This is a genomic window from Mesorhizobium sp. ESP-6-4 (assembly GCF_020164735.1).
Taxonomy (GTDB): Bacteria; Pseudomonadota; Alphaproteobacteria; order Rhizobiales; family Rhizobiaceae; genus Mesorhizobium.
The window spans coordinates 353,430-375,382 of record NZ_JAIUGS010000002.1; the positions used below are offsets into that span (position 1 = coordinate 353,430).

Below are 21,953 nucleotides of genomic sequence, written 5' to 3' on the forward strand. Positions count from 1 at the left end.
CATCGAAGTGCCCAGGCACCAAAAATCAAACAAGGGGGAAGATCCTCCGCCCATCGAAATCCCGGCCGCCCTTCGCTGCAAGATGTATGAAGCCATCAAAGATCCGATGAAACGTGCGGAGCTTCTCCAAGCGTGGTACGGCACGATGCAGCTGATTTACATGTACGAAGGTCGGCGCGCGGTCGACGACTGGGTGGAGAAGGAGTTGGAATCCTTAGAGGATATCATCTTCGAAGCCGCAAAGGCCAAAGGGCAGGAAAAAATCGCTTTCTATTCGAAAGTGACCGCACCTGCCCTGCCGTTTGTTCTCTCCATCGTGATGGCTGTCATCCATCACTTCTAAGAACTATCAAGCTAAAACTTTTCAGGCGGCTTCGGCCGCCTGCTTTTTTTAGGACGAACCCGTTAAGTTCCGGTTAACGGATTTCGTTTGCCACGAGAAGATACCATTTGCAACGTACATACGCATCAAAACTTTCCGTTACAAATTAAAGTTCCGTAATTTGGTTAAGGCGACGGATCGGCTGAGGGGCTGTCTCGCCAGCCTTTCAGCGTGTCAGCAGACCACAGTGCTCCGCATTGACCGTACACCCGTCCCATCTAGATTTACCCTCTCAACCAGGAGCATCCCATGGAACTCTATCGCGGCCGGCTCATCGATCACCTTCACCTGGTGGTGCGCGACATCGAGGCCAGCCGGCGTTTCTACAGCAGCCTATTCGAAGTGCTGGGCATCCCCATCGGCGGTGGCGCTGAGGACCATTTCTGGGCCGACGAGCTGTTCGTCTCGACCCCCGACAGCCGTTCCGCCCAAGGCGTGCTCACCGGCCGTCACCATCTCGCCTTCCAGGCGAAGGACCGCGCCATGGTCGACGCCTTCTACCAGGCCGGGCTCGCCGCCGGCGGCAAAGACAATGGCGCGCCGGGCGAGCGCCCCTACCACCCCGGCTACTATGCCTGCTTCCTGCTCGATCCCGACGGCAACAACATCGAGGCGGTGTTTCATGGGCCGGCCAAGCGGAACGCGGATGCGGTGGAAATCAGTTTCTAAGGATGGACGGTTGCTTCAACTGGCAGCGTCCCAGCCGGCGCGCTGCAGCCCCATGCTCATCCGCTCGCGGTCCTCGGCGCGTTCGATGCGCAACTCGGCGAGAATGTTCGCCACGGTGAGGCCTGACTCAAGTGCTCGGCCTTGCCTAGCGCAGGCTCTGGCTTTCTCCATATCGCCATGGAGCGCGTGACACGCGGCCAGCCATGCCCATTGCCAGGCATTCTTGCGCGGCAGGCTTAATAGGGACGCAATCGCGTCCTGGTAGCGCCCAACCACGAACAGGGCTGCAGCCCGGTCGGCATAATACCAGACTGGATGCATCGGATTGAGCTGGACGGCCTGGTCGAGCAAGGCAAGGCCGGCTTCGCCGCCACCGCGCAGCGCTCGGAAATAGCCGATCTGGGCCAGCGTGTCGGCGTCGTAGGGGTTCAAATCGAGCGCGCGGGCGAAATGCTTTTCGGCGGCGTCGAATTCATCGAGCCCCCGATAAAGGAGGGTCTGCGCCAGGATCCGATGGCACCTTGCCTCGTCGGGACTGAGCGCGATGGCGTGCAGCGCGCGGTCTCGCGCCTCGTCGAGCACGGTACGCGGCGCGTCGGCATAACCGCCGATGATCACCTCGGCCAGCGCCAGATAAGCGTGCGCCAGGCCAGAACCAGGATCGAGCTCGATGGCTTTCAGGAAATGCGCACGCGCCTCTTGGTTGACCCGTTCGCCATAGCTGCGCAGAAGTTCCTTCCCGCGCAGGAAATGCAGATAGGCAGCGACATTGGCGGCGGGCGCGGGCAGTCCGCGCCGCATCACCGCGCTTTCGATATTGGTAACCAGGGCCGTTACGACCCGTTGCGCGACCATCGTCTGGAAGGCAAAGATCTCGCCTCTGGCAAAAGTGAAGTTCTGGGCCCAGACGCGCCGGCCGGACGCCGTCTCGGTGAGCACGACGCGCGCGTTGTAATCGCCATCGGCGGCCTCGACACTGCCCTCGGCGACATAGTCGGCCCCCAGGCGCTCGGCAGTCGCCCTGATGTCCTCACTTGAATGCTGGGCCAGCGCGAAGGCCGAATGACGCGCCAGCACGGCGACAGTCTTGAAATAGGAAAGCGCGTTGGTGATTTCCTCTACCGCGCCGTCGAACAACGCCTTGGTTTCGCTGTTGGCCGGGTCGACTTGGAACGGGAGGATGGCTACCATCGGCTCCGCCCTGGCAGCTGCCGCTTCGGCAGCGGGAGGCGACGCTGCCTGGCTGTCGGGAGGCTGGAACAGGTAGCCTCGCCGCGGTACCGTGCGGATCAGCGCCTGCGCCTCGTCGCCAATGGATTTGCGCGCGTCGCGGATCGATTGGGTGAGCGAGTCCTCGGTGACGATGACGCCCGCCCAGACTGCCTGCAACAGCTCGTCCTTGCTCAGCACCCGGCCGGGGTTACGCGTCAGGAAGGCGAGCAACTCGAAAGTCTTTGGCCGGACCGGCACGATCTCGCCGTCGCGCCGGAGCGTGCCCCGGTCAAGATCCAGAACCGCGCCGCCGATCCGTAGCGCCAACCCGCCGCCTCATCGCCGCGCCTCATTGCGCGCCGTTCATGGGAACGGCAAATGCGGCTGAGGTCAAGCCGGAAACAGGTGCAAGCGCGAGACAATGCCGCGAAGGCGCAGCCGCGGCCGGGGGTGTCCGGAGGTCGGATCAGCCGATGTCTCGCTGGATGCCGCCTTTTCAAGATAGTTTAGCATCTCGTTGCTCTCGCCGAAGCACGGGCCGGCGAAACCGGTCGAGAGGAAACGAAGCAATTCCTCTCGCGCCAGCTGGGCGGGAGAGAACGGCGCGTCAGCGTTGATGTTCATGACCGACCTCCAGGTGCTCGTCGCAGTGATCGAAGCGCAAGGATTGCCGCGGCGAGCTTATTTGTCCTGAACGGCTGCTGATATTTTGCTGAATTCGATCGCCGCGCCCGCTTTACGATGGCGGGCAAAGTCGGTTGTGACGCGTCGAAACACCCCGTCACTTTCGGCGTGCCGATGGTCCGGCGTCGGGCGATGCCATCGATGGCCTATCTGGCGGGCGCTTAACGCGGAACTCTCGTCGTGTCCGCACCATCCGCGACGCGGCGAAGCAGGGGCGAAAGCACTTCTATTCCTTCACCGCGCCCGTCATCGACGAAACATAGTGCTCGACGAAAAAGGAATAGAGCACCACCACCGGCAGCGAGCCGATCAGCGCGCCGGCCATGAGCGCGCCCCATTCATAGACGTCGGAGCGAACGAGTTCGGTGAGCACGCCGACCGGCACCGTCTTCTTCTCCGAAGACTGGATGAAGGTCAGCGCATAGATGAACTCATTCCAGGACAAGGTGAAGGCGAAGATGCCGGCCGAGATCAGACCGGGCACCGACAGCGGCAGCACGATCTTGGTGAGGATCTGCCAGCGGCTCGCGCCATCGATGAGCGCGCATTCCTCCAGCTCGAAGGGGATCGAGCGGAAATAGCCCATCAGAAGCCAGGTGCAGAACGGGATCAGGAAGGTCGGATAGGTGAGGATCAGCGCAAACGGCGTGTCGTAAAGACCGAGGTTGAACACCATCACCGACAGCGGAATGAACAAGATAGAGGGCGGCACGAGATAGGCGAGGAAGACGGCGAGGCCAACCTGCCGTGCCCCCGAAAACCTCAGCCGCTCGATCGCATAGGCAGCTAGCACGGCTGCCGCCAGCGACAGGAAAGTTGCGGCGGTCGAGATGATGATCGTGTTGAGCAACCAACCTGGATAGGAGGTCTCGAAAAGCAGGTAGCGGATGTGCTCCAGCGTCGGATGCACGACCCAGAACGGATTGTAGTTCACATAGTCGGTCATCTCGACGTTGGGCTTAACCGCCGTGATCGTCATCCAGTAGAACGGGAACAAGAGGACGATCAGAAACACCAGCAGCGGCAGATAGACCGTCACCACCCGACGCGGCAGGCTTTGCAGGTAGCCCATGCCGCCTTCGTCGGTGTCCAGGCGCTCGACATCCTTGACCGCGGCCATGTCAGTCTCCGCCGCCTTGCTGCCATCTGCGCCGTTGCAGTCCGAAATAGCTGAACAGGATCGCGGCCAACAGGAAGGGAATCATGGCAACCGCGATTGCCGCGCCTTCGCCCAGTTGGCCGCCCGCAATACCGCGTTGGAAGGACAATGTCGCCATCAGATGCGTGGCGTTCACCGGCCCGCCGCGGGTCAGCACGTAGATCAGCTGGAAATCGGTGAAGGTGAACAGAACCGAAAACGTCATCGTGATGGCTATGATCGGCGTCAGCAACGGCAGGGTCACGTAGCGGAACAGCTGCCACCGGCTGGCGCCGTCGAGCGTAGCGGCCTCGTAGAGCGATTGCGGAATGGTCTGCAGTCCGGCAAGCAGCGTGATGGCGACAAAGGGAATGCCGCGCCACACATTGGCCGCGATGACCGAGGCGCGCGCATTGGTCGGGTCACCGAGAAAATTGATGCGGTGGTCGATCAGGCCCATCTGCTGCAACGCCCAGGACAGGATCGAAAACTGCGAGTCGTAGATCCACCAGAAGGCGATGGCCGACAGCACCGTCGGTACGACCCAGGGCAGCAGCACGACGGCGCGGAAGAATGACTTGAAGGGCAGCTTCTCGTTGAGGATGAGAGCCAGCCAGAGGCCGAGCACGAATTTTAGGATCGAAGCGCTGACCGTGTAGAGCAGCGTGTTGAATACCGAGAGCCAGAAGACGCTGTCGCTCCACAGATATTCGTAGTTCTCGACGCCGATGAAGATGCCCGGCCGGCCGATGCGCGTGTCCGTGAAGCCGAGCCAGACACCGAGCCCGAGCGGATAGGTGAGAAAGACCAGGAGCAGCGCCGCCGCCGGCAGCATGAAGCCGAAGCCGAGAGCGTTCCTGCTCTCGGCGAGCCTCGAACGGATCGACGGGCGCGTCTGAACGGCAACGGACGGCACGGCCATGGCGCGGGCTCCTTGTTATGCGGGTGGAACTGTGGCTGACCGCGCTTGGCTCGAGTAAGCCGCAAAGCGCGGTCATCCTGCTTCAAACTGCGCCAGGATCAGACGCGGTAGTAGCGATTGGCGCGTTTTTCGGCCTCCTCCATCGCTTCCTGCGGCGTCGCCTGGCCCGTCACCGCCTTGGCGAACATGTCCACCAGCACGTAGTCAGCCATTGTCGCGGCGGATGCATAACCGAGCGGCCCGGCATAGCCGTTGGGGCGCAGCGTCGCCGAGGCTTTCGCGTAGGCTGCATTGTTAGGATCGGCCTTCCAAACCGGGTTGTTGTCGAAGGCTTTCAGCGTTTGGCAGCAATAGCCTGCCGACGAGGTGATCCAGTCGGACATTTGCGGGTCCTCAAACATGAACTGGAGATAGGCTTTGGCGGCATTGGGGTAGGGCGTGTAGTTGAAGATGACGGCCGTGGTCACCTGGAAAAGCTCGACCGATTTGCCGACCGGACCGATCGGCATGTTGGTCGTGCGGATGTCCTTGGCGATCTCGGCCAGCTTCGGGTCCTTGTCCTTGTTGATCTTTGCTGTGTTGTAGGCCGAGATGCCGTTGGCGATCACGCTCACTTCCCCAGCCAGGAATGCGCGGTTGTTGTTGACGTCGAGCCAGCTTTCGGTGCCGGGGATGAAGGTCTTGTAGAGCTCCTGCGCATACTGGATCGCCTTGAGCGTCTCCGGACTGTTGATCGTCACCTTGCCGGCTTCGTCGACCATCTGGCCGCCGTGGCTCCACAACAGCCAATGCGCGTAATTGTTGCCGTCGCCGACGCCGTGGCCATGGGTGAAGCCGGCGGGATGGCCTTTCGCCTTCAACGCCTTGCAAAGTTCCAGGAAACTGGCTGTGTCCTTTGGGAATTCGGAGAAGCCTGCCTCCTTGACCCAGCTTTCGCGGTAGACGATGGCGTTGCCGATGGTGGCCAGCGGCAAGCCGATGAACTTGCCCTCGCGCGTCGCATATTGTTTCGGGCCGTCGTACCAGCCGCCATACTTCTTGCCGAGATGATCACCGAGTTCCGTCACATCGAGCAGCTTGTCGGGATACTGGTGCGGGTCGTCGAACCAGACGAACATCAGGTCGGGGCCGGAGCCGACATTGGCGGCGACCGCCGCCTTGGGACGGATGTCTTCCCAGCTTTCCTTGTCGACGCGCACCTCCACGCCCGTCGCCTCGGTGAACCGTTTGGTATTCTTCAGCCACTGGTCCTCGTCGCCCTGCACGAAGGGCGACCAGCGCAGCAGCCTGAGCTTGGCGCCTTCCTCGGGCTTGTAGGTCACGCCTTCCTGGGCGAATGCGCTCGAGCCGACGAAGCGGCTGCCCAGGGCTCCGGCCGCCGCCGCGGCTGCGGTCGTGCGGATTACATCGCGTCTGGTGAACTTCATACTCGTTTCCTCCTGTTGCTCTGCCGTTGCCTGGTTTTATCGCGCCGTCTCGATTCGCTTGCCGGTCTCGCCGTGGAACAGGTGGATCGGACCGGGGTCGACCGACAGCCGAATGGTTTCTCCCGGCGCGAAGGAATGGCGCTCGCGGAAATTGGCGACGATGTCCTCCCCGCCGACCGTGCGGCCGATGATCTGCACTTCCGACCCGGTCGGCTCGATCACCGCCACCTTGACTGGAATGCCGTCGTCGGCCAGCCGCAGATGCTCGGGTCGTACTCCGAGCACCATGGCTTCGCCGTTGCCGATGGAGGGAGGCTTCCGCAAAGGCACGGAAATGCCTCCTGCACCCCTGAACGACGGTGGGCCATCATTGGCGAATGCGCCCTTGAGCAGGTTCATGGCGGGCGAGCCGATAAAGCTTGCCACGAACAGGTTGTTTGGCCGGTCGTAGAGCTCGAGCGGCGGTCCGATCTGCTCGACGAGGCCGTCATGCATGACCACGATCTTGTCCGCCATGGTCATGGCCTCGATCTGGTCGTGGGTGACATAGACCGTCGTGGTCTTCAGCCGCTGGTGCAGTTCCTTGATTTCGGCCCGCATCTGCACCCTCAGCTTGGCGTCGAGATTGCTGAGCGGCTCGTCGAACAGGAATACCTGCGGATTGCGCACGATTGCCCGGCCCATGGCGACGCGCTGGCGCTGGCCGCCCGAAAGCTGGCGGGGATAGCGGGACAGAAGCGGCACCAGCCCGAGGATTTCGGCCGCCCGTTTCACCCCGGCATCGCTTTCAGCCTTCGGGACGCCTTTTAGCATGAGCGAGAACGCCATGTTCTCGGCAACCGTCATATGCGGATAGAGCGCGTAGTTCTGGAAGACCATGGCGACGTCGCGCTCCTTCGGCGCAACGTCGTTGACGATACGGCTGCCGATCGAGATATGGCCGCGTGAGATTTTTTCCAGGCCAGCAACCATCCTGAGAAGGGTCGATTTTCCGCAGCCTGAGGGCCCCACCAGCGTGACGAACTCGCCGTCGTCTATGTCGACGCTGACGCCATGCAGGATCTGGGTGGCCCCGAACGATTTGTAGACATCGCCAATCGCGACAGACGCCATCGAACTCCTCCCGATGGTCCCTGCGAATCTCGCGGGGAGCCGTTCCAATCAAGGTGTGGCTGAAACGGGTGCCGGCAAGCACCCACCACTGGCGTCGGCGACGTTTGCCCTCCTCCCCCGGTCACGCGACTGTGAAACGGTAGCGCTACCACATCCACCTGTAAAGCGGCGGCGCGCCTTTGCTTACTACCATCGTTGAAGACAGTTTGAGCGAAGGCTGCGCTGAAGCGAAGTGGATCCAGCCAGTCGCCGGAGGGCGGCCGATTGATCTTCAAACGCCACCGATGGATATTAGGCATCGTTAATGTAATAGATTTCAGCGTGTCCAAGAAAAGCCGAATCCTGCTGATTTACATCGCCAACGGGATTGGTCGTTATCCATCCAGGACGCGCGCATTACTTCCGCCATGGCGCAGGGAGCGGGGCTGTCGCTGCCGCTCTTGCCTTCGTTCTCAGCCTCCGCCCAGAAACGCCGCGATCAGCTTCAGCATGTTGCCGTCCTGCCCGAACTCGATCTTGTCGAAATCGCGGCTGCCCTGGCGCTGCGCCTTCGAGAGTTGGTCGAGATAGGCTGTCAGCTCCGCCCGGACCTTATTGCAGCCGGGATCGTTCTGGGCTGTGAGGCCGGTGCTGAAGGCGACGATCTTGTCCACCATGTCGATGATGCCGGCGCCATGCACCTTCTCATGCGCGATCAGCCCGGCGGCGAAGGCGTCCCAGCGCGTTTGCAAGGCTGAGCCAAGTTTCCGCGCCGGCTTGGGCAGCGTATAGGTGATGATCAGCTTCGGCCGCGCTGTCCTCAGCACGCAGGCGCCACCTTGCGGCTGGTAGTCGCGCTGCCAGGTCAGCTTGAAGAAAGTGTGCGCGATGACACGCCGTTCGTTGCCGGCCGAATCCTTGCCGATCACCGGGCCTTTCTTGCCGATCGAGAGATAGAGCTGCTCCGCGCTTTCGCCCGAGACGGCATAAGTCTCGATTTTCTCGATAGGTTTCCAATCGGCGAGCGCCGGCGTGGACGAAAGCAGGGCGGCGAGGAGGAGGGCGGGCTTCATGGGCGAGCCATAGCATTGGGCCTCGTTTGGTAGAAGCCGGCCCGCGGATTTTCGGAACCGGCTTCACCGGTCGATCGTTTTCCTGGGCAATCGACCCATGGGGAAGGACCAGATGACCCGCAACGACATCATTTCCGTGCTTGGACCGGTCGACGAGGCCGTCATCGCCGACATCGCGCTCACCGGCGCCAGCCTCGAGGAATTGCGCGAGGCCTTCGCCTGGATTGGCGCCGACGAGGCGCTAGTCAATGAAGGCCGCGCCATGCCCGGCGCCCGTGTGGCGAAACTGATCGAGATCCTCGAACCGCCCGAGGATGAGCCCGAGACGCCGGGCGCGATGGAGTAGGGCGGCTGCCCATAGGTGCTTCTCCCTACTTGCCGCTCGAACCCCTCCTGTCATAGCTTTTGCCGCGTTGGCGGGAGGAAAGCCATTTGGACACCAATGTCGTCATCATCGGCGCGGGTCCTGCCGGGCTCGCCGTTGCTGCCTGCCTCAAACAGGCGGGGCAGGACTTCATCATCCTTGAAAGGGCCAATGAGGTGGCGCCCGCCTGGCGGCGGCATTACCGGCGGCTGCACCTGCACACGGTGAAATCCTTCTCGTCGCTGCCCTTCGTGCCGTTCCCGAAAAGCCACCCGCGCTACGTGCCGCGCGAGAAGGTGGTCGCTTATCTCGATGCCTATGCAGGGCGTTTCGGGCTCAGGCCGCGCTTCGGCGTCACCGTCAAATCGGTCAGCCGTGAAGGCGAGCGTCTGCTGGTCCAGACCGATGCCGGGCTGTTCAATGCCCGCAAAGTGGTGGTGGCCACCGGCAACAATGCCGAGCCGATCACACCAAACTTCCCGGGCATCGAAGCCTTCAAGGGCAAGGTGCTGCACAGCGCCGCCTATACCGAGGCCGCGCCTTATGTCGGTAAGGACGTGCTGGTCGTCGGCATGGGCAATACGGGCGCGGAGATCGCGCTCGACCTGGCTGAAAGCGATGCCAGGCCCACAATCTCGGTGCGGAAGGGCGTCCACATCGTGCCACGCCAGCTGTTCGGCGTGCCGATCCAGATGGTGGGGATCGCCAGTCGGCCGATGCCGCAGGCGCTGAACGACTGGATGTTTCCAAAGATCCTCGATCTGGCGCTGGGGCGGCTGGAGCGATACGGGATCGTGCGGCCGAAGCAGGGTATCCTGCAAGGGATCGATGCCGGCCGCATCCCGGTGATCGATGTCGGCACGGTGGCGGCGATCAAGCAGGGTCGGATCAGCATTGCGCCGGACATTGCAGGCTTCACCCGGGACGGCGTGAAATTCGCCGACGGGGTGGAGAAGAAATTCGACGCGGCTATTTTCGCCACCGGCTATCGCCCGGCCTATGACGGCTTCCTGCCGGCGGAGCTCAGGCCGGACAAGAGCGGCGTGAACGCCCGCGCGACGGAGCTCGGCGTCTATCTCGTCGGCTTCTACAATCCGGTCACCGGCCTGTTACGCGAAATCGGCATCGAGGCGCAGGCGGTGGCAAAGGATATTGCGAGGCGGTGAGAGGCGACGGCCAGCTTCCTGCAACGTTGACGATTGGCGAAACCCCGCGTGACATCTAATCTCCCCCCTTGAGGGGGAGATGCCCGGCAGGGCAGAGAGGGGGGCCTCGCTCAGACCTTTCTGTGCTGATCTGCGCCCGCCTGAATCGGGTGGCACCTTTCACCGCCGCATGGCAAGCCAATCCACCAGCGAGGAATGCACTCCATGCTCACGCTCTACGATTATCTCCCGTCGCAAAATGCCTGGAAGGTTCGCGTCCTGCTCGGGCTGCTCGGCATCGCCTACGACACCCGCATCATCTCGATCTTCGAGGGCGAGTGCCGCACCGAGACGTTCCTGAAGCTCAACCCGGCAGGCGCAGTTCCGGTGCTCGGGCTGGACAATGGCGAGGCGATCGCCGAGTCGAACGCGATCCTCGCCTATCTCGCCGAGGGCACACCCTACCTTCCGTCGGACCGCTTTGCCCGCGCCAAGGTGATGCAATGGCTGTTCTTCGAGCAGTACCATATCGAGCCGGTCATCGGCTCGTTGCGCTACTGGACGCTGACCGGTCGGCTGGAGCGTAACCAGGCGATGGTTGCCGGCAAGCGCGAGGCGGGCGTGCGCGCGCTTGGCGCGCTGGAGCGCAGCCTGGCCGACACGCAATTCCTGGTCGGCAACGCGCTCACCATCGCCGACATCGCCGTCTACGCCTACAGCCACCGAGCCGAGGACTGCGGTTTCTCGCTCGCCGACTATCCCGCTGTCGATGCTTGGATGGGACGCGTCAGCGAGACGATCGGCCCGGATTATCCTGTGCATCCTTACAGCATCGATCCGCATTCGCACGCCTGAGCCGCCGGAACACAGCGGCGGACAGGGCGTTTTCCAAAGGCAGCGTGTCGTGCGTCGCCCAATCGGCGCCCGCCTGTTTCGCGTTGCGTTCCAACCAGAGCCATGGAGGTCCGCAATGGTTCGCACCATCCTCGCCGCAATCCTCGCCACCGGCATCATGAGCCTACCGGTCATGGCAGCCGAGCAATACTGGGTCGCCAGAGACGCCGTGTCGAAGCAGTGCGAGATCGTGCCGAAGAAGCCCGACGGCACGCTTGTCGTCGATCTCGGCAAGAAGAAATACGCCAGCGAGGGTGAGGCGAGGAAGGCGATGGAGGCGATGTCGGACTGCAAGAAAAAATAGGGCCGTTGCCCAATCCTCCCGAGGGAGATTAGCCAGCTTCTACCGGTCCACCAGAGACATCGTCCGCTCGTTGTAGCGCGGCCCTGACACCTTGTCGGGCGTCAGTGCCATGTCGAGCCCCAGCATCTCGGTGGCGTCGAGCGCGATATCGGCCGCCGCGACGTTCTCCTCCAGATAGATCCGGCGCTTGGTGCCGGGGATTGGCACGATGTCGATGCCGAAATCCGGGCCCTTGGCGAGCAGCCAGGCGATCGCGATCTGGCCGGGCTTGACGCCCTTCGCCGCGGCGATGTCGCGCACCGTGGCGGCCGCCGCGACATTCAGGTCGAAATTCTCGCCCTGGTAGCGCGGATCGCCGCGGCGGAAATCGCCTTCGGGATACTCCTCCGCGCGCCTGACGTCGCCGGCGAGGAAGCCGCGGCCGAGCGGAGCGAACGGCACCAGGCCGATGCCGAGCTCCTTCAGAGCCGGGATGATCTCGGGCTCGAGGTTGCGCTCCCAAAGCGAATATTCGCTCTGCAGCGCCGAGACCGGATGCGCGGCATGCGCGCGGCGGATGTTGGCAATGCCCGCCTCCGACAGGCCGAAGAAGCGCACCTTGCCCTCAGCCACCAGTTCGCCGACCGCGCCCGCGACATCCTCCATCGGCACGGCGGGGTCGACGCGGTGCTGGTAGAGGAGGTCGATGCGGTCGGTGGCAAGTCGCGAGAGCGAAGCGTCGACCACCTCGCGTATATGCTCGGGCCGGCTGTCGAGCCCGGCCTGCTTGCCGTCGGCGATGCGGAAGCCGAACTTCGTCGCGATCGTCACCTGATCGCGCCGGCCTTGCAGCGCGCGTCCAAGCAGCTCCTCATTGGCGAAGGGGCCGTAGACCTCGGCCGTGTCGAGAAAGGTGCAGCCGAGCTCGATCGCCCGGTGGATCGTCGCGATCGACTCCGCCTCGTCGGCCGGGCCATAGGCCTGGCTCATCCCCATGCAGCCGAGGCCGATGGCAGAGACTTCGAGTCCCTGGCTGCCGAGTTTCTGTTTGCCGAGGCTCATGCGTCTTGCTCCGCCGAATTTTCGATCCGGCTAAATTATAGGGCCGGACATGAATGCGTCCAGCGCTGGCCCTATTGGCGGCGCAATCGTCGCCATCCTTGCCGGTGGCGATTCCACTGTGGTGACGGCCAATGCGGCACGACAGGCTTGTCCTAATATTGCTCTGGCGCGAGTTGGTCGCCGGCCTACGCGCAACGCGGCGCCGCGATCTCGCCTGGATTGCGCTCGGCGGCGGTGGACTTCTGGCCTATGCGATCGCGGATATCGTCGTCGCCCTGCATGCCGCGGGTCCGAAGCTGCGGTACGACCAGCTTCTGTGGATGCTTGGACTGCCAGTCGCTTTCGCCGCGCTGGGATGGCTGGCGGGCAATGCAATGTCGCGCCTTTGCCTTTCTCGCGCCTTTGCCCCCTTCCTCAAGGCACTGCCGCTCGCTTCGGCGGAGCGCCGTCGCATGGCGGCGGTGGGAGCTTTCGCGCTCGGCCTTCCACTCACGCTGATGATCGCCACGGCGGTCGGCTTCGCCTGCGCCGTCATCGGAAAGCCGTTGGCGCCGGCCTGGGGCTTGGGCGCGGCCACCCTGTTTGCCTTGAGCTTCGGCACGGCAGGCCTTTGGCGTCTGCGGCGGCCACGCCTTCTCGTCGATGTGGCGGCGAGCGAGGCGGCGCCTGTCGGAAGGCCCTGGCTGCGTCGCCTCGACCGGGCGCGTCCAAGCTGGCTTTCCAGCTGGGCCTGGAAACTGCCGGCCGGCAATATACGGCCGTCTTGGAAGCTGGCGGCCGCCAGCCTGCTGCTCGGGCTCGCCACCATCCTTGGCGCCTGGGCCAGCCTGGCCGGCCATACGGCTGGGCCTGCGGCCGTCGCGGGCCTGGCGGGCGGCATTCTTGTTTTCATGCTCAGCCTGCGCTGCCAGCCGCTCGGCTCGCCGGTGCTGCGCACAGCGCCCATCGGTTTTACACGGGTATGGCTGCGGCTTGTGCGACTGCCGCTGCAATTGTCGCTCGCCTTCTTCCTGCTGCCGGCCGGCGCGGCGCTCGCGGCCGAACCGTCGGCCTGGTCGGTGCCGGTCGCGAGCGGCCTTTGGCTACTGATGCTGAACGGCGCCTATGCGGTGTTCGGCGCCTTTTTCCTCAACACGCCCTTCGTCGCAATGCTGAGCTTCGCCGGCGCGCTCGCCTATGCCGGCTACGAGACGCTCGAATATGGCCGTACCGTTCTGATCGGCCTGGCGGCGCTGGTGTTTTTCTTGTGGCACCGAACCCGACAGAGATATCGCAATGGCTGAAGTCCTCACCGTTAAAGAGCTCAGCGCCGGCTATCGCGGGCGCATTGTCGTTCGCGGCATCGGTCTTTCGCTCCATCGGGGCGATATAGTCGGCCTGCTCGGTGCCAATGGCTCGGGCAAGTCGACGCTCATCAGGGCGATCACCGGCCAGATCCCGTTGATCGGAGGCAGCGTGGTGATCGACGGCATCGACCTCGCCGCCGCGCCGGAACGCGCCAAAGCCGGCTTCGGCCTTGCCATCGAGCCGCACGAACTGCCGGCGCCGCTTTCGGGACGTCAATATATCGAGCTCGTCGCCTCGATCCGTGGCTGCGCGCCAAACGACCTGCCAAGCGGCGACCTGCCGGGCGGCGCTCTCCTGGAGCGACTAGACCTTGGACGCTGGATCGACCGCCCGATCGCCGAATATTCGCTCGGCACGCGAGCCAAGATCGCCATCGGCGCAGCGCTTCTCGGCGGGCCACCACTTCTGATCTTCGACGAGACGCTGAACGGCCTCGATCCGGTCGCCGCCTGGGAGGTGAAACGCGTGATCACCGCCCTCTGCGCGAGCGGGCGGCATGCCGCCATCATCTCGACCCATGTGGTGGAGGCCGTGCCGGCACTCTGCAATCGCGCGGTGCTGATGGCCGACGGCAGCCTGAGCCGAAGCTGGGATGCGGCTCAGCTGGCCGAAGCGGCCAGGGCGCCTGGGGTGTTTGAGGAAAGCGTCATGCAAGCGTTGCGCATGCGGGCCGCCGCCTGATCTAGACTAGAGCAATTCCAGGAAAAGTGTGAGCGGTTTTCCGCCTGGAATTGCGGCAAAACAAAGCTCTACGCCATCGGCAGCATGCGGCGCATGATCAGCGAGGCGTGACCGCCGACGCCGTGGGCCGCTTCCCGGCGTTCGACCACTTCGAAGCCGTGCTTGCGGTAGAAGGCGATCGCGCGGTCGTTGCCTTCTATCACCTCCAGCGCGATGCTGGGGATGCCGGCATGCGCGGCAAGCACCGCATGCAGAAGGTCGACCGCAAGACCGCTGCCGAAGGCCTGCGGCTCGATGTGGAGCCGCTGCAGCATCACGTCGCCTTTTCCGTCCATTGCCGCCATGGCATAGCCGGCAATCGAGCCATCGGCGCGCTCGGCGACGAAGGACATCTTGTCCTCGTCATCGAGCTCAGCCGCGAGCCTTTCCGGCGCGTGCCTTTCATCGGAGAGCCTGGCCACGGTCTCGTCGCCCATGATCGGCGCATAGGTCCGCCGCCACGATTGGCCGAGCAGCCGCGACACATCGGCCAGGTCGTTTCTCGTCATCGCCCGGATGCGGGTCATGGTCGCCATCCTTGTTGGAGTCTGAAGATAGGGCGAAGCGATGGGTACAGCCAATCTCCCCCCTTGCGGGGGAGATGCCCGGCAGGGCAGAGGGGGGCTGTCCCGCCAGCCTATCCGCGCTTGGGATCTCCGCTTTACGCCGCGCTCGGCACCGGCAATTCTTCGCGACGGCTTATCTTGCGGCCCAGAATCACAAGCTGGCGCGCGGTGTTGTTGCGCAGGCGCGCCCAGCCGCCATTCGAGCCCTGTTTCCATGGCGATACGCCTGGCGTAGACGCTGGAACGCATGCTGGCTTTGCCGGTCGCGACCTTCACCGGGTCCTCGTAGGATAATCCGCTTTGTGAGAGTCGCCATTCGATAGCCCGCCGCCGAACCGATAAAGGTGGCGGCGGGCCATTGGAGCGACGGGCGTGCTGTCCCGCCGAGCAGGAGACACTGCTCGCCACGATCTAAACCGGCTTGCCAGGGACCGCGACTTACGGATTGGTAAGATCGCTCACGATCATGTTCCCAGGCCGGCCGGTGCCTTGCTGGTTTGGTCGAAAGCAGTTCCCTCTGGGCCAGGTCCGGTGTCACCCGATTTTCCCGCCTCGCGGAATCGACGGGCAAAGATCATCAAGCGCCGCGCAGTGTTGTTGCGCAGGCGGCGCAGCCGCCATTCAAGCCCCGTCTCGGTGGTTATCCGCTTTGCATAGATGCTGGCGCGCATGGCCCTGGCGTCGGCGGCGATCTTGGCAGGATCGTCGTAGAAGGCGCAGATCTTGTCGGCCGCCATGCCGGGCGTCTCGAGCCAGGCGGGGATATGCCTCGAGCTGAGACAATAGACATCGGTCAGTACCCGGTGGATGCCGTCGCCTTGCGCCGGGCAGGTCGTGGCGAACGCATCCCCGATGAAGACGACACCGTCGCGCCGATGGCCCTGCGTCGTTGTCAGGCCGACCTGCCTCACCTCGACCTCGCTGGCGACGGCGAAGTTGCCGCATCGAGCCGCGATCTCCGGCATCAACTCCAGGAGCATTTTTTGGGGGTCCTCGCGGAACGACCGCACCCACGGATCGGCGACGGTCCGGTAGACGAACATGTTCGCGCGCACCCGCTCGCCGATCCGAAAGATGGTAAGAAAGGCAATGCGATCGGCGATCCGCCTTCCGTAGAAGGTGAGGGACGGCAATCCGAATTCCTGCGGCGTGACCGCGAGATCGAACCCCAACGTCAGCGAATGCGCCTTCGATTCCTCGACGCGCTCGACGCCGATCGCGCGCCGCACCGCCTCGCTATAGCCGGTGGCCACGACCAGCAGTCGGGCATCGATCACGGAGCCGTCGGTGAGCACCAGCCGCTGCCGGTCCGGTCCCGTCGAGACGTCCGCGACCTTGCCGATTGTCAGCGGCACTTGCGGGGGCAGCGCCGCGCGCAGGCCGTTGACCAGCGGCGTGTAGGAAAAGGCGTACTCCCAGCTTTGCTTGCGCTCGAACAGCTGACCGAAGCGGAAGACATGGATGTCTGTCATCGGAGTGACGAGAGACCTGAAAACCGGACCGAGGCCAAGCTTCTCGAATAGTCCCATCTGCTCCGCCCGGGTTTTCTCGGCCCGGAATTCGTCATGGTGGATACGATGCGGATCGATCAGCGCGATCTTGCGGCCCGCCTTGGCGAGCGACAGCGCCAGCACGGTTCCGGCGAGCCCCGCGCCGACGATCGCCACTTCGACCTCGGCCTGGCCGGCCGGCACGGCGGGTGCTTCGCGGTCCTCTATGATGCTCATTTGTGGTCTCCACGGCCCGCAGGCATGACGTCGCGCCGTTGGATCTGCTTCCAGCGCGGCGCCATTGCCGAACCATCTATGAATTCCAGCCCGCCCGCCTCGTTGAGCGTGTGCAGCTTGCGGCCGGTCCAGCCGGCACCGGGGTTGAGGATCGTTTCGACGACCTGACCAAAGCCGCTCTCGTCAAGCTGAGTGACGCGCGCTATGCCGAGCGCGGCGCCATAGCTCCTGCGGCAGTCCTGCACCGGGCGAAGGAGTTGGCCGCCGCGGCTGACCATGCGGCCCGCCGGCCGCGCCGAGGCGATGTCGATCATAACGGGGTTCTTCGGGTGCGGCGTCCACGGCCCGCGGAAATCCGGCGCCGACCACAGATGCAGCTGGTCCGAGAAGGCGCCGCCGCCGTCGCGTACGGTAGCGAACATCCACCAGCGCCCGCCATGCTCGACAAGCGTGGCGTCGCTGGCGATGATGTCCGACAGGAGCGTCGCTTCCTTGACCCAGCCGCCCGGGAAGGCGGTGGCGCGGTAGAGGTCGACGGTCCGGTTGGCGGAGCTTTCCGGCACCATCCACATCTGGCCGTCGCGCTCGAACACGAAGGGGTAGGAGAGGTGGTAGGGCAGCTCCAGAACCGGCTTCGGAGTGCCGACTGGGCCGGACGGGCCAAACGCCACTGCCGACAGGATCGCCTTGCCGGTGCGGTGGATGTAGTCCTCGACGAACAGCGTCACCTGGCCGCGGTAAAGCACCGGGAACGGGTCGGCGTAGAAGCGGCTGCCGTCGTCCGGCAAATCGCGCCAGCCGGATTGCGGATGGGCGCGCAGTTCGTAGAGATCCTTGCCGCCGGTCTCGCGCCAGCCGACCCGCCAATGTGGGGCGTTGTAGCACAAATGATAGATCTGCTGGACGATGCGGCGTGCCGTCGCCTTGGCCGCACGCACACCGAGCTTCGTGGCCGACGGCATGGCTGACGGCGCCGTCTCGGATGGTTCGGGGAGCACCGGAGGCGATGAGCGGGCGGCGCCGTTAACCGCCGCGACGATCAGGCTGGCGCTGCGCGCCAGCATGTCCTGGAAGGAAGCCAGCGCGATCCCGTGATATTCGGTGCCGAGCCGTCCCTCGGCGACTGTCGCGCCGTTCTGTTCCAGGCGGGCCAGCGGCGTGCGGCCGGCAAGGATCAGCGCCAGGAGGGCCTCCTCGCCGCAGACGCCATCATAGGCGAGCCGCCAGACCCGTCTGCCCTGCGGCTCGACGTCGCCGATGAGATCGATTGTGAGGTCGGCCGGCGCGGACGCTCTCGCATGGCCGGCCAGTGCCGAAAGCGGCACACGCCTGGCCGTCCCATTGGCGGGCAGGCGATGGATCAGCGTCTCAAGCTGGAACAGCGCTTCGGCTTCGCGCGGCACGCCGCCCGCCGCCGGACGGCCGTCGACCGCAAGCTCCACGCCGGGCAGCAGCGACAACCGCTCGGCCAGCGCCACATGAAAAGCGCGCACGCAATCGCCGTCGAGGCGCAGGGTCAGGCGCATCGCCAGCCCCGGGCACATCCGGTGCCGCCGACCCGGCTGGCCAGATCAAATTCCCGCCGCATGCGCACGATGTCTCCAATTTAGGCTGCACTTAGATTCTACTGCGTTGGTGCAAACTTCGTGCCAGAGCGGCCTCAATTTATGAACATAATTAACAGTGTTTTAATCGTTGCCGGGAATAGCTAGACCAACGCCGCATTTCTCGTTTGCCGGCCGATGGAGCGTTCTCGGAGCGACCTTTGCAATCACCCCTGCTCATGGTGCCTCAGCAGAACGCTCCGGAGGCGATCGCGCCGGCGCCGGCCTATCACGCGCCTGCGCCCGCGCCCGCCACGGTCGAGCTTGGCGATCTCGGCCGCATCCTGCTGCGCCGCCGCAAGCTGATCTTCGCCACCGTCGCGTTGCTCACTATCGCGACGCTGATCTACGCCTTCCTGACACCGGCGCTTTATTCCTCGACGGCGCAGATCATCATCGATCCGCAAGACCTCCAGGTCGTCACCAACGATGTCAATCCCAGTCGCATCTCGCCCGATGGCGGCATCACTCAGGTCGAAAGCCAGGTGAGTGTGGCGCAATCGAACGGCGTCCTGCTGCGCGCCATCAAGGCGACCAACCTGACCGAGAACCCGGACTTCAACGGGCAGGGCGGGCTCGGCGGCTGGCTGGGCATGTTCTTCGGCTCGGGCGACGGCGACAGGACAGCTGAAACGCTCGACGCGCTGCGCCGCCGCCTGGCGGTGAAGCGCGACGACAAGGTGCTGGTGCTCAACATCATCATCACGGCCAAGAGCGCCGACCTGGCGGCCGAACTCGCCAACGCCATCGCGCAGGCCTATCTCGACGACCAGGCCGAAGCGCGCTCGAAGGCCGCGGCCGACGCCTCCGACGCGATCAGCGCCCGGCTGGAAGACCAGCGCAAGCGCGTCGAGCAGGCTGCCAACGCCGTCGAGACCTACAAGGCCGAGCACAACATGGTAATGGCGGGCGGCAATCTGGTGAGCGACCAGGAACTGACCGATCTCAACACGCAACTGACCGCCGCCCAGACCCGCACGGCGCAGCTCAAGGCGCAGGTCGACCAGCTGCGCCGCCAAGGCAGCGCGCCGGATGCAACGTCGGAGGCGATGCGCTCGCCGGTCATCGCCAGTCTCAGGGCGCAGGAGGCGACGCTCGTCGATCAGATCTCGCAGTTCGGCACCGCGCTCGGGCCGCGCCACCCTTCGATGATCTCGGCGCAGCAGCAATTGAGCGACTTGCGCAAGCTGATTTCGCGCGAGCTTGGCCGCCTCGTCGCCGCCGCCGAGACGGATTATCAGCGCGCCCTGGCCAACCAGAAGGAACTGGAGGCCAAGGTGGCGTCGCTGAAGGGCAAGTCGCTCGACACCGACCAGGCATCGGTCAGGCTGCGCGAGCTGCAGCGCGATCTCGATGCCGTGCGCACCGTCTACGCCAATTACCTGCAACGCGCCCAGGAAACGCGCGAGCAGACCAACGTCAACAGCACCAATGCCCGCATCATCTCTGAGGCGATGCCGGCGCTGAAAAAGAGCTGGCCGCCGAAGGGGCTGCTTATCTTCGGCGCCATCTTCGGCGGGCTGGCGCTGGGCATCGGCATGGCGCTGATCGCCGAATATCTGTCGCCGACCGTGCTGTCCGCCAATCAGATGCAGTCGGCTATCGAGGCGCCGGTCCTGGGCGTTCTGCCGGGCAGGGGGCGCCGCCGCTCCGGCGCTGCCGCCCAGAAGACCGACGCCGTGGCCGGGCTCGCGCTGCAGCGCATCGCCGCCGCCACCAGGCGCCCGCCGGACTGGCCGCTGGTACCCTCCATCCTGGTGGCGTCGCCGCCCGAGGATAAGGCTGAGCGGTCGAGGGTGGCATGGCAGCTCGCCAACGCGGCGGCGGCCAGGGGGCGCCGCGTGCTGTTCATCGACATCAATGCCGGCAAGGGCCAGAAGGACCCGCAGCCCGGCGTGCTCGACGTGCTGCGCGGCGAATATCCACTCGACGCGGTCAGCCGTTATGCGCCCGGCAGTTCCGTGGCGCTGGTCAGCCGGGGGCGGCCGACCGCGGTGTTCCAGGAAGCGCAGGCGCTCTATTTCGCCCATCGCATGTTGGCCGAGGCCAATCACAGCTTCGAGCTCGTCGTCGTCGACGGCGGCGCGCTGGCGGACGACCTCAACGTCCTGCCGCTGGTCGCCATGGCCGACGAGATCCTACTCGTCGCCAGGCTGAATGCGACGCCGATGCGCGACGTCGCCGCGACCTCGGAAGCGGTATCCGTCATGGGGCGGCTGCCGACCGGCGCCATGCTGGTCGACGAGGCGGCCTGACATGGCCTCGATCCTGGCTGGTACCGCCCGGCCTGTTCCGGCTTCGGGCTATGGCATGGCGGGCCCGCGCACTGTCCCAGTCGACGCGCTGACCCGTCTTGGCCTGACTGTCGCGGTGCTGCTTCTGTTTTCCGTCTCCGGCGGCATGCTGTGGCTCGCCGGCTATAATTACGACGGCCTGCAAGGCAGCCCGCTGAGCAAGATCCACCCGTCCACCTATCTCTTCGTGCTCGTCTTCGTCTGGCGCTCCTGCATCTTCGGCAATCCGGTCGGCTATGTGATCCATGTCACGAACAGGCGGCCGGCCACGATGCTGATGGCGGTGATCTCGACCGTGCTTCTCTTCGTCGTCATCCTCAGGCAGCGTCCCGGCATGGCAGGCATGATCGACACTTTCGTCGCCCCGGCGCTGATCGTGCTGCTGCTGAGCGAGGATGACGAGAAAACCTTTGCCTGGCTGCAGGCGGTCATCCATGTCGTCATGACGGCGAACGCGCTGCTGGCGCTGTTCGAGTTCGGCACCAAACATCTGGTGTTCCCCTACAGGTTCGACGGCGCGGTGTTCGTCAACGATCTGCGCTCCACCGCGCTGCAGGGGCACCCGCTCTCCAATGCCACGGTCACCTCGATCTATGTGCTGTCGCTGCTATCCGGCTCGCGTTCCCTGTCGACGCCGCTCAGGCTGGCGCTTGTCGGCCTGCAGTTCTGCGCACTGGTCGCCTTTGGCGGCCGCTCGGGCATGGTGCTGACGATCCTGCTCAGCGGCGTTTATTTGCTGATCCAGGGCCTGGCGCAGCTCAGCACCGGACGCGTCAACCTCTTGGGCGCCGCGCTGGCGATCATGCTCGCCGCGCTGCTGCCGCTGGCCATCGCGCTTGCCGGCTATTACGGCTTCTTCGACGCGCTGCTCGAACGTTTCGTCTCCGACAGCGGCAGCGCCAACGCCCGCGTCGAGATGTTCGATCTCTTCAGGCATCTGGAATTGCGCGACCTGATCGTCGGGCCCGATGTCGACCTGCTCGACAGCATGCGCCGCATCACCGGCCTTGAGCAAGGCATCGAGAACCCGATCCTGCGCCTGACGCTCTACCAGGGAGCGTTCTTCACGCTTTTGATCTTCTTCGGCTTCGCGCTGTTCATGCACGAGGTCGCGCGCCGCTGCCATTCGGGCATCTGGCTGCCTATGCTGGGTTGGCTCATCCTGCTCAACACCTCCGAAAGCATCGCCTCCAAGACGACGCTGATGACCAAATTCGTGGTCATCGCGCTGGCGCTTTATCGGCCGGCGAGGCCTGTTGCGCGTCAAAGGACGCAGGCGAAGGAACGCGGCGAGTCTCGCTACGCATTCGCCGCCAGATGGAAACCAAACCCTTAGCGCGGTTTGGTG

At 64.4% G+C, this 21,953-nt stretch carries 21 protein-coding genes; 10 read left to right on the plus strand and 11 right to left on the minus strand.

Annotation, left to right across the window (positions count from 1 at the left end; translation table 11 throughout):
• The first annotated feature begins 7 nt into the window (after nt 1-7).
• Entirely contained in the window at nt 8-343 is a 336-nt protein-coding gene (locus tag LB523_RS05405) for a hypothetical protein (protein WP_224601330.1), read from the plus strand.
• Nucleotides 344-631: 288 nt separating this feature from the next.
• Entirely contained in the window at nt 632-1,051 is a 420-nt protein-coding gene (locus LB523_RS05410) for a VOC family protein (protein ID WP_224601332.1), read from the plus strand.
• Between the two features lie 15 nt (nt 1,052-1,066).
• Here LB523_RS05410 and LB523_RS05415 read toward each other — a convergent pair whose 3' ends face one another.
• The 7 genes from LB523_RS05415 to LB523_RS05445 form a co-directional block, all read right to left on the minus strand.
• Nucleotides 1,067-2,590, minus strand: a complete 1,524-nt coding sequence (locus tag LB523_RS05415; RefSeq protein WP_224601334.1) for a winged helix-turn-helix domain-containing protein — start codon at nt 2,588-2,590, stop codon at nt 1,067-1,069.
• A gap of 63 nt (nt 2,591-2,653) precedes the next feature.
• Nucleotides 2,654-2,887 carry a hypothetical protein gene (locus LB523_RS05420; protein ID WP_140840569.1) on the minus strand — a complete coding sequence of 78 codons (234 nt, stop codon included), beginning with the start codon at nt 2,885-2,887 and terminating at the stop codon, nt 2,654-2,656.
• A 286-nt stretch (nt 2,888-3,173) separates the two neighbouring features.
• Nucleotides 3,174-4,067, minus strand: coding sequence for a carbohydrate ABC transporter permease (locus LB523_RS05425; RefSeq protein WP_224601336.1), 894 nt, complete (start codon nt 4,065-4,067; stop codon nt 3,174-3,176).
• Nucleotide 4,068: 1 nt separating this feature from the next.
• Nucleotides 4,069-4,920, minus strand: a complete 852-nt coding sequence (locus LB523_RS05430) for a carbohydrate ABC transporter permease (protein ID WP_411909051.1) — start codon at nt 4,918-4,920, stop codon at nt 4,069-4,071.
• A gap of 185 nt (nt 4,921-5,105) precedes the next feature.
• The gene (locus LB523_RS05435; RefSeq protein ID WP_224601338.1) at nt 5,106-6,434 is read right to left on the minus strand and encodes an ABC transporter substrate-binding protein; all 1,329 of its coding nucleotides are present in this window, start codon (nt 6,432-6,434) and stop codon (nt 5,106-5,108) included.
• A gap of 36 nt (nt 6,435-6,470) precedes the next feature.
• A complete protein-coding gene (locus LB523_RS05440) occupies nt 6,471-7,547 on the minus strand; it encodes an ABC transporter ATP-binding protein (RefSeq protein WP_095768333.1) in 1,077 nt (358 codons plus the stop codon).
• Between the two features lie 452 nt (nt 7,548-7,999).
• Entirely contained in the window at nt 8,000-8,599 is a 600-nt protein-coding gene (locus LB523_RS05445; RefSeq protein WP_224601340.1) for a DUF922 domain-containing Zn-dependent protease, read from the minus strand.
• Between the two features lie 112 nt (nt 8,600-8,711).
• Between LB523_RS05445 and LB523_RS05450 the strand changes: the two genes are divergently transcribed.
• The 4 genes from LB523_RS05450 (at nt 8,712) to LB523_RS05465 (ending at nt 11,306) form a co-directional block, all read left to right on the plus strand.
• Entirely contained in the window at nt 8,712-8,945 is a 234-nt protein-coding gene (locus LB523_RS05450) for a hypothetical protein (protein WP_224601342.1), read from the plus strand.
• A gap of 86 nt (nt 8,946-9,031) precedes the next feature.
• Nucleotides 9,032-10,129 (plus strand): flavin-containing monooxygenase, encoded by a 1,098-nt coding sequence (locus LB523_RS05455; protein WP_224601344.1) that lies wholly within the window; start codon nt 9,032-9,034, stop codon nt 10,127-10,129.
• Between the two features lie 204 nt (nt 10,130-10,333).
• Nucleotides 10,334-10,963, plus strand: a complete 630-nt coding sequence (locus LB523_RS05460; protein WP_140840581.1) for a glutathione S-transferase family protein — start codon at nt 10,334-10,336, stop codon at nt 10,961-10,963.
• A 115-nt stretch (nt 10,964-11,078) separates the two neighbouring features.
• Nucleotides 11,079-11,306, plus strand: a complete 228-nt coding sequence (locus tag LB523_RS05465) for a hypothetical protein (protein ID WP_140631530.1) — start codon at nt 11,079-11,081, stop codon at nt 11,304-11,306.
• Nucleotides 11,307-11,345: 39 nt separating this feature from the next.
• On the opposite strand, the gene LB523_RS05470 is transcribed toward LB523_RS05465, so the two are convergent.
• Entirely contained in the window at nt 11,346-12,347 is a 1,002-nt protein-coding gene (locus LB523_RS05470) for an aldo/keto reductase (RefSeq protein ID WP_224601346.1), read from the minus strand.
• Between the two features lie 131 nt (nt 12,348-12,478).
• Here LB523_RS05470 and LB523_RS05475 point away from each other — a divergent pair, with 131 nt between their 5' ends.
• Both LB523_RS05475 and LB523_RS05480 read left to right on the plus strand, forming a co-directional pair.
• Nucleotides 12,479-13,630 (plus strand): hypothetical protein, encoded by a 1,152-nt coding sequence (locus tag LB523_RS05475; protein WP_224601348.1) that lies wholly within the window; start codon nt 12,479-12,481, stop codon nt 13,628-13,630.
• On the plus strand, nt 13,623-14,375 hold the full coding sequence (locus LB523_RS05480; protein WP_224601351.1) for an ATP-binding cassette domain-containing protein: 753 nt from the start codon (nt 13,623-13,625) through the stop codon (nt 14,373-14,375). The genes LB523_RS05475 and LB523_RS05480 overlap by 8 nt, the downstream gene beginning before the upstream one ends.
• 68 nt (nt 14,376-14,443) lie before the next feature.
• Here the strand turns inward: LB523_RS05480 and LB523_RS05485 are convergent, their stop codons facing one another.
• From LB523_RS05485 to LB523_RS05495, 3 genes are all read right to left on the minus strand, one after another.
• Nucleotides 14,444-14,941, minus strand: coding sequence for a GNAT family N-acetyltransferase (locus LB523_RS05485; RefSeq protein ID WP_095768490.1), 498 nt, complete (start codon nt 14,939-14,941; stop codon nt 14,444-14,446).
• 503 nt (nt 14,942-15,444) lie between these two features.
• Nucleotides 15,445-16,707, minus strand: a complete 1,263-nt coding sequence (locus tag LB523_RS05490; RefSeq protein WP_224601353.1) for an FAD-dependent oxidoreductase — start codon at nt 16,705-16,707, stop codon at nt 15,445-15,447.
• Nucleotides 16,704-18,233 carry a formyl transferase gene (locus LB523_RS05495; RefSeq protein ID WP_224601356.1) on the minus strand — a complete coding sequence of 510 codons (1,530 nt, stop codon included), beginning with the start codon at nt 18,231-18,233 and terminating at the stop codon, nt 16,704-16,706. Before LB523_RS05495 ends, LB523_RS05490 begins: the two co-directional genes overlap by 4 nt.
• 239 nt (nt 18,234-18,472) lie before the next feature.
• Here LB523_RS05495 and LB523_RS05500 point away from each other — a divergent pair, with 239 nt between their 5' ends.
• A complete protein-coding gene (locus LB523_RS05500) occupies nt 18,473-20,566 on the plus strand; it encodes a GumC family protein (RefSeq protein WP_224529435.1) in 2,094 nt (697 codons plus the stop codon).
• A gap of 1 nt (nt 20,567) precedes the next feature.
• On the plus strand, nt 20,568-21,941 hold the full coding sequence (locus LB523_RS05505; protein ID WP_411966436.1) for a VpsF family polysaccharide biosynthesis protein: 1,374 nt from the start codon (nt 20,568-20,570) through the stop codon (nt 21,939-21,941).
• Nucleotides 21,942-21,953: the final 12 nt, after the last annotated feature.

Excerpts from the sequence above, each read along its gene's own strand:
- LB523_RS05465 (WP_140631530.1), top strand. The coding sequence starts at position 11,079 with ATGGTTCGCACCATCCTCGCCGCAATCCTCGCCACCGGCATCATGAGC.
- LB523_RS05485 (WP_095768490.1), bottom strand. The coding sequence starts at position 14,941 with ATGACCCGCATCCGGGCGATGACGAGAAACGACCTGGCCGATGTGTCG.
- LB523_RS05445 (WP_224601340.1), bottom strand. The coding sequence starts at position 8,599 with ATGAAGCCCGCCCTCCTCCTCGCCGCCCTGCTTTCGTCCACGCCGGCG.
- LB523_RS05430 (WP_411909051.1), bottom strand. The coding sequence starts at position 4,920 with ATGCTGCCGGCGGCGGCGCTGCTCCTGGTCTTTCTCACCTATCCGCTC.
- LB523_RS05505 (WP_411966436.1), top strand. The coding sequence starts at position 20,568 with ATGGCCTCGATCCTGGCTGGTACCGCCCGGCCTGTTCCGGCTTCGGGC.
- LB523_RS05425 (WP_224601336.1), bottom strand. The coding sequence starts at position 4,067 with ATGGCCGCGGTCAAGGATGTCGAGCGCCTGGACACCGACGAAGGCGGC.
- LB523_RS05495 (WP_224601356.1), bottom strand. The coding sequence starts at position 18,233 with ATGCGCCTGACCCTGCGCCTCGACGGCGATTGCGTGCGCGCTTTTCAT.
- LB523_RS05490 (WP_224601353.1), bottom strand. The coding sequence starts at position 16,707 with ATGAGCATCATAGAGGACCGCGAAGCACCCGCCGTGCCGGCCGGCCAG.
- LB523_RS05475 (WP_224601348.1), top strand. The coding sequence starts at position 12,479 with ATGCGGCACGACAGGCTTGTCCTAATATTGCTCTGGCGCGAGTTGGTC.
- LB523_RS05410 (WP_224601332.1), top strand. The coding sequence starts at position 632 with ATGGAACTCTATCGCGGCCGGCTCATCGATCACCTTCACCTGGTGGTG.
- LB523_RS05435 (WP_224601338.1), bottom strand. The coding sequence starts at position 6,434 with ATGAAGTTCACCAGACGCGATGTAATCCGCACGACCGCAGCCGCGGCG.
- LB523_RS05450 (WP_224601342.1), top strand. The coding sequence starts at position 8,712 with ATGACCCGCAACGACATCATTTCCGTGCTTGGACCGGTCGACGAGGCC.
- LB523_RS05420 (WP_140840569.1), bottom strand. The coding sequence starts at position 2,887 with ATGAACATCAACGCTGACGCGCCGTTCTCTCCCGCCCAGCTGGCGCGA.
- LB523_RS05470 (WP_224601346.1), bottom strand. The coding sequence starts at position 12,347 with ATGAGCCTCGGCAAACAGAAACTCGGCAGCCAGGGACTCGAAGTCTCT.
- LB523_RS05440 (WP_095768333.1), bottom strand. The coding sequence starts at position 7,547 with ATGGCGTCTGTCGCGATTGGCGATGTCTACAAATCGTTCGGGGCCACC.
- LB523_RS05460 (WP_140840581.1), top strand. The coding sequence starts at position 10,334 with ATGCTCACGCTCTACGATTATCTCCCGTCGCAAAATGCCTGGAAGGTT.
- LB523_RS05480 (WP_224601351.1), top strand. The coding sequence starts at position 13,623 with ATGGCTGAAGTCCTCACCGTTAAAGAGCTCAGCGCCGGCTATCGCGGG.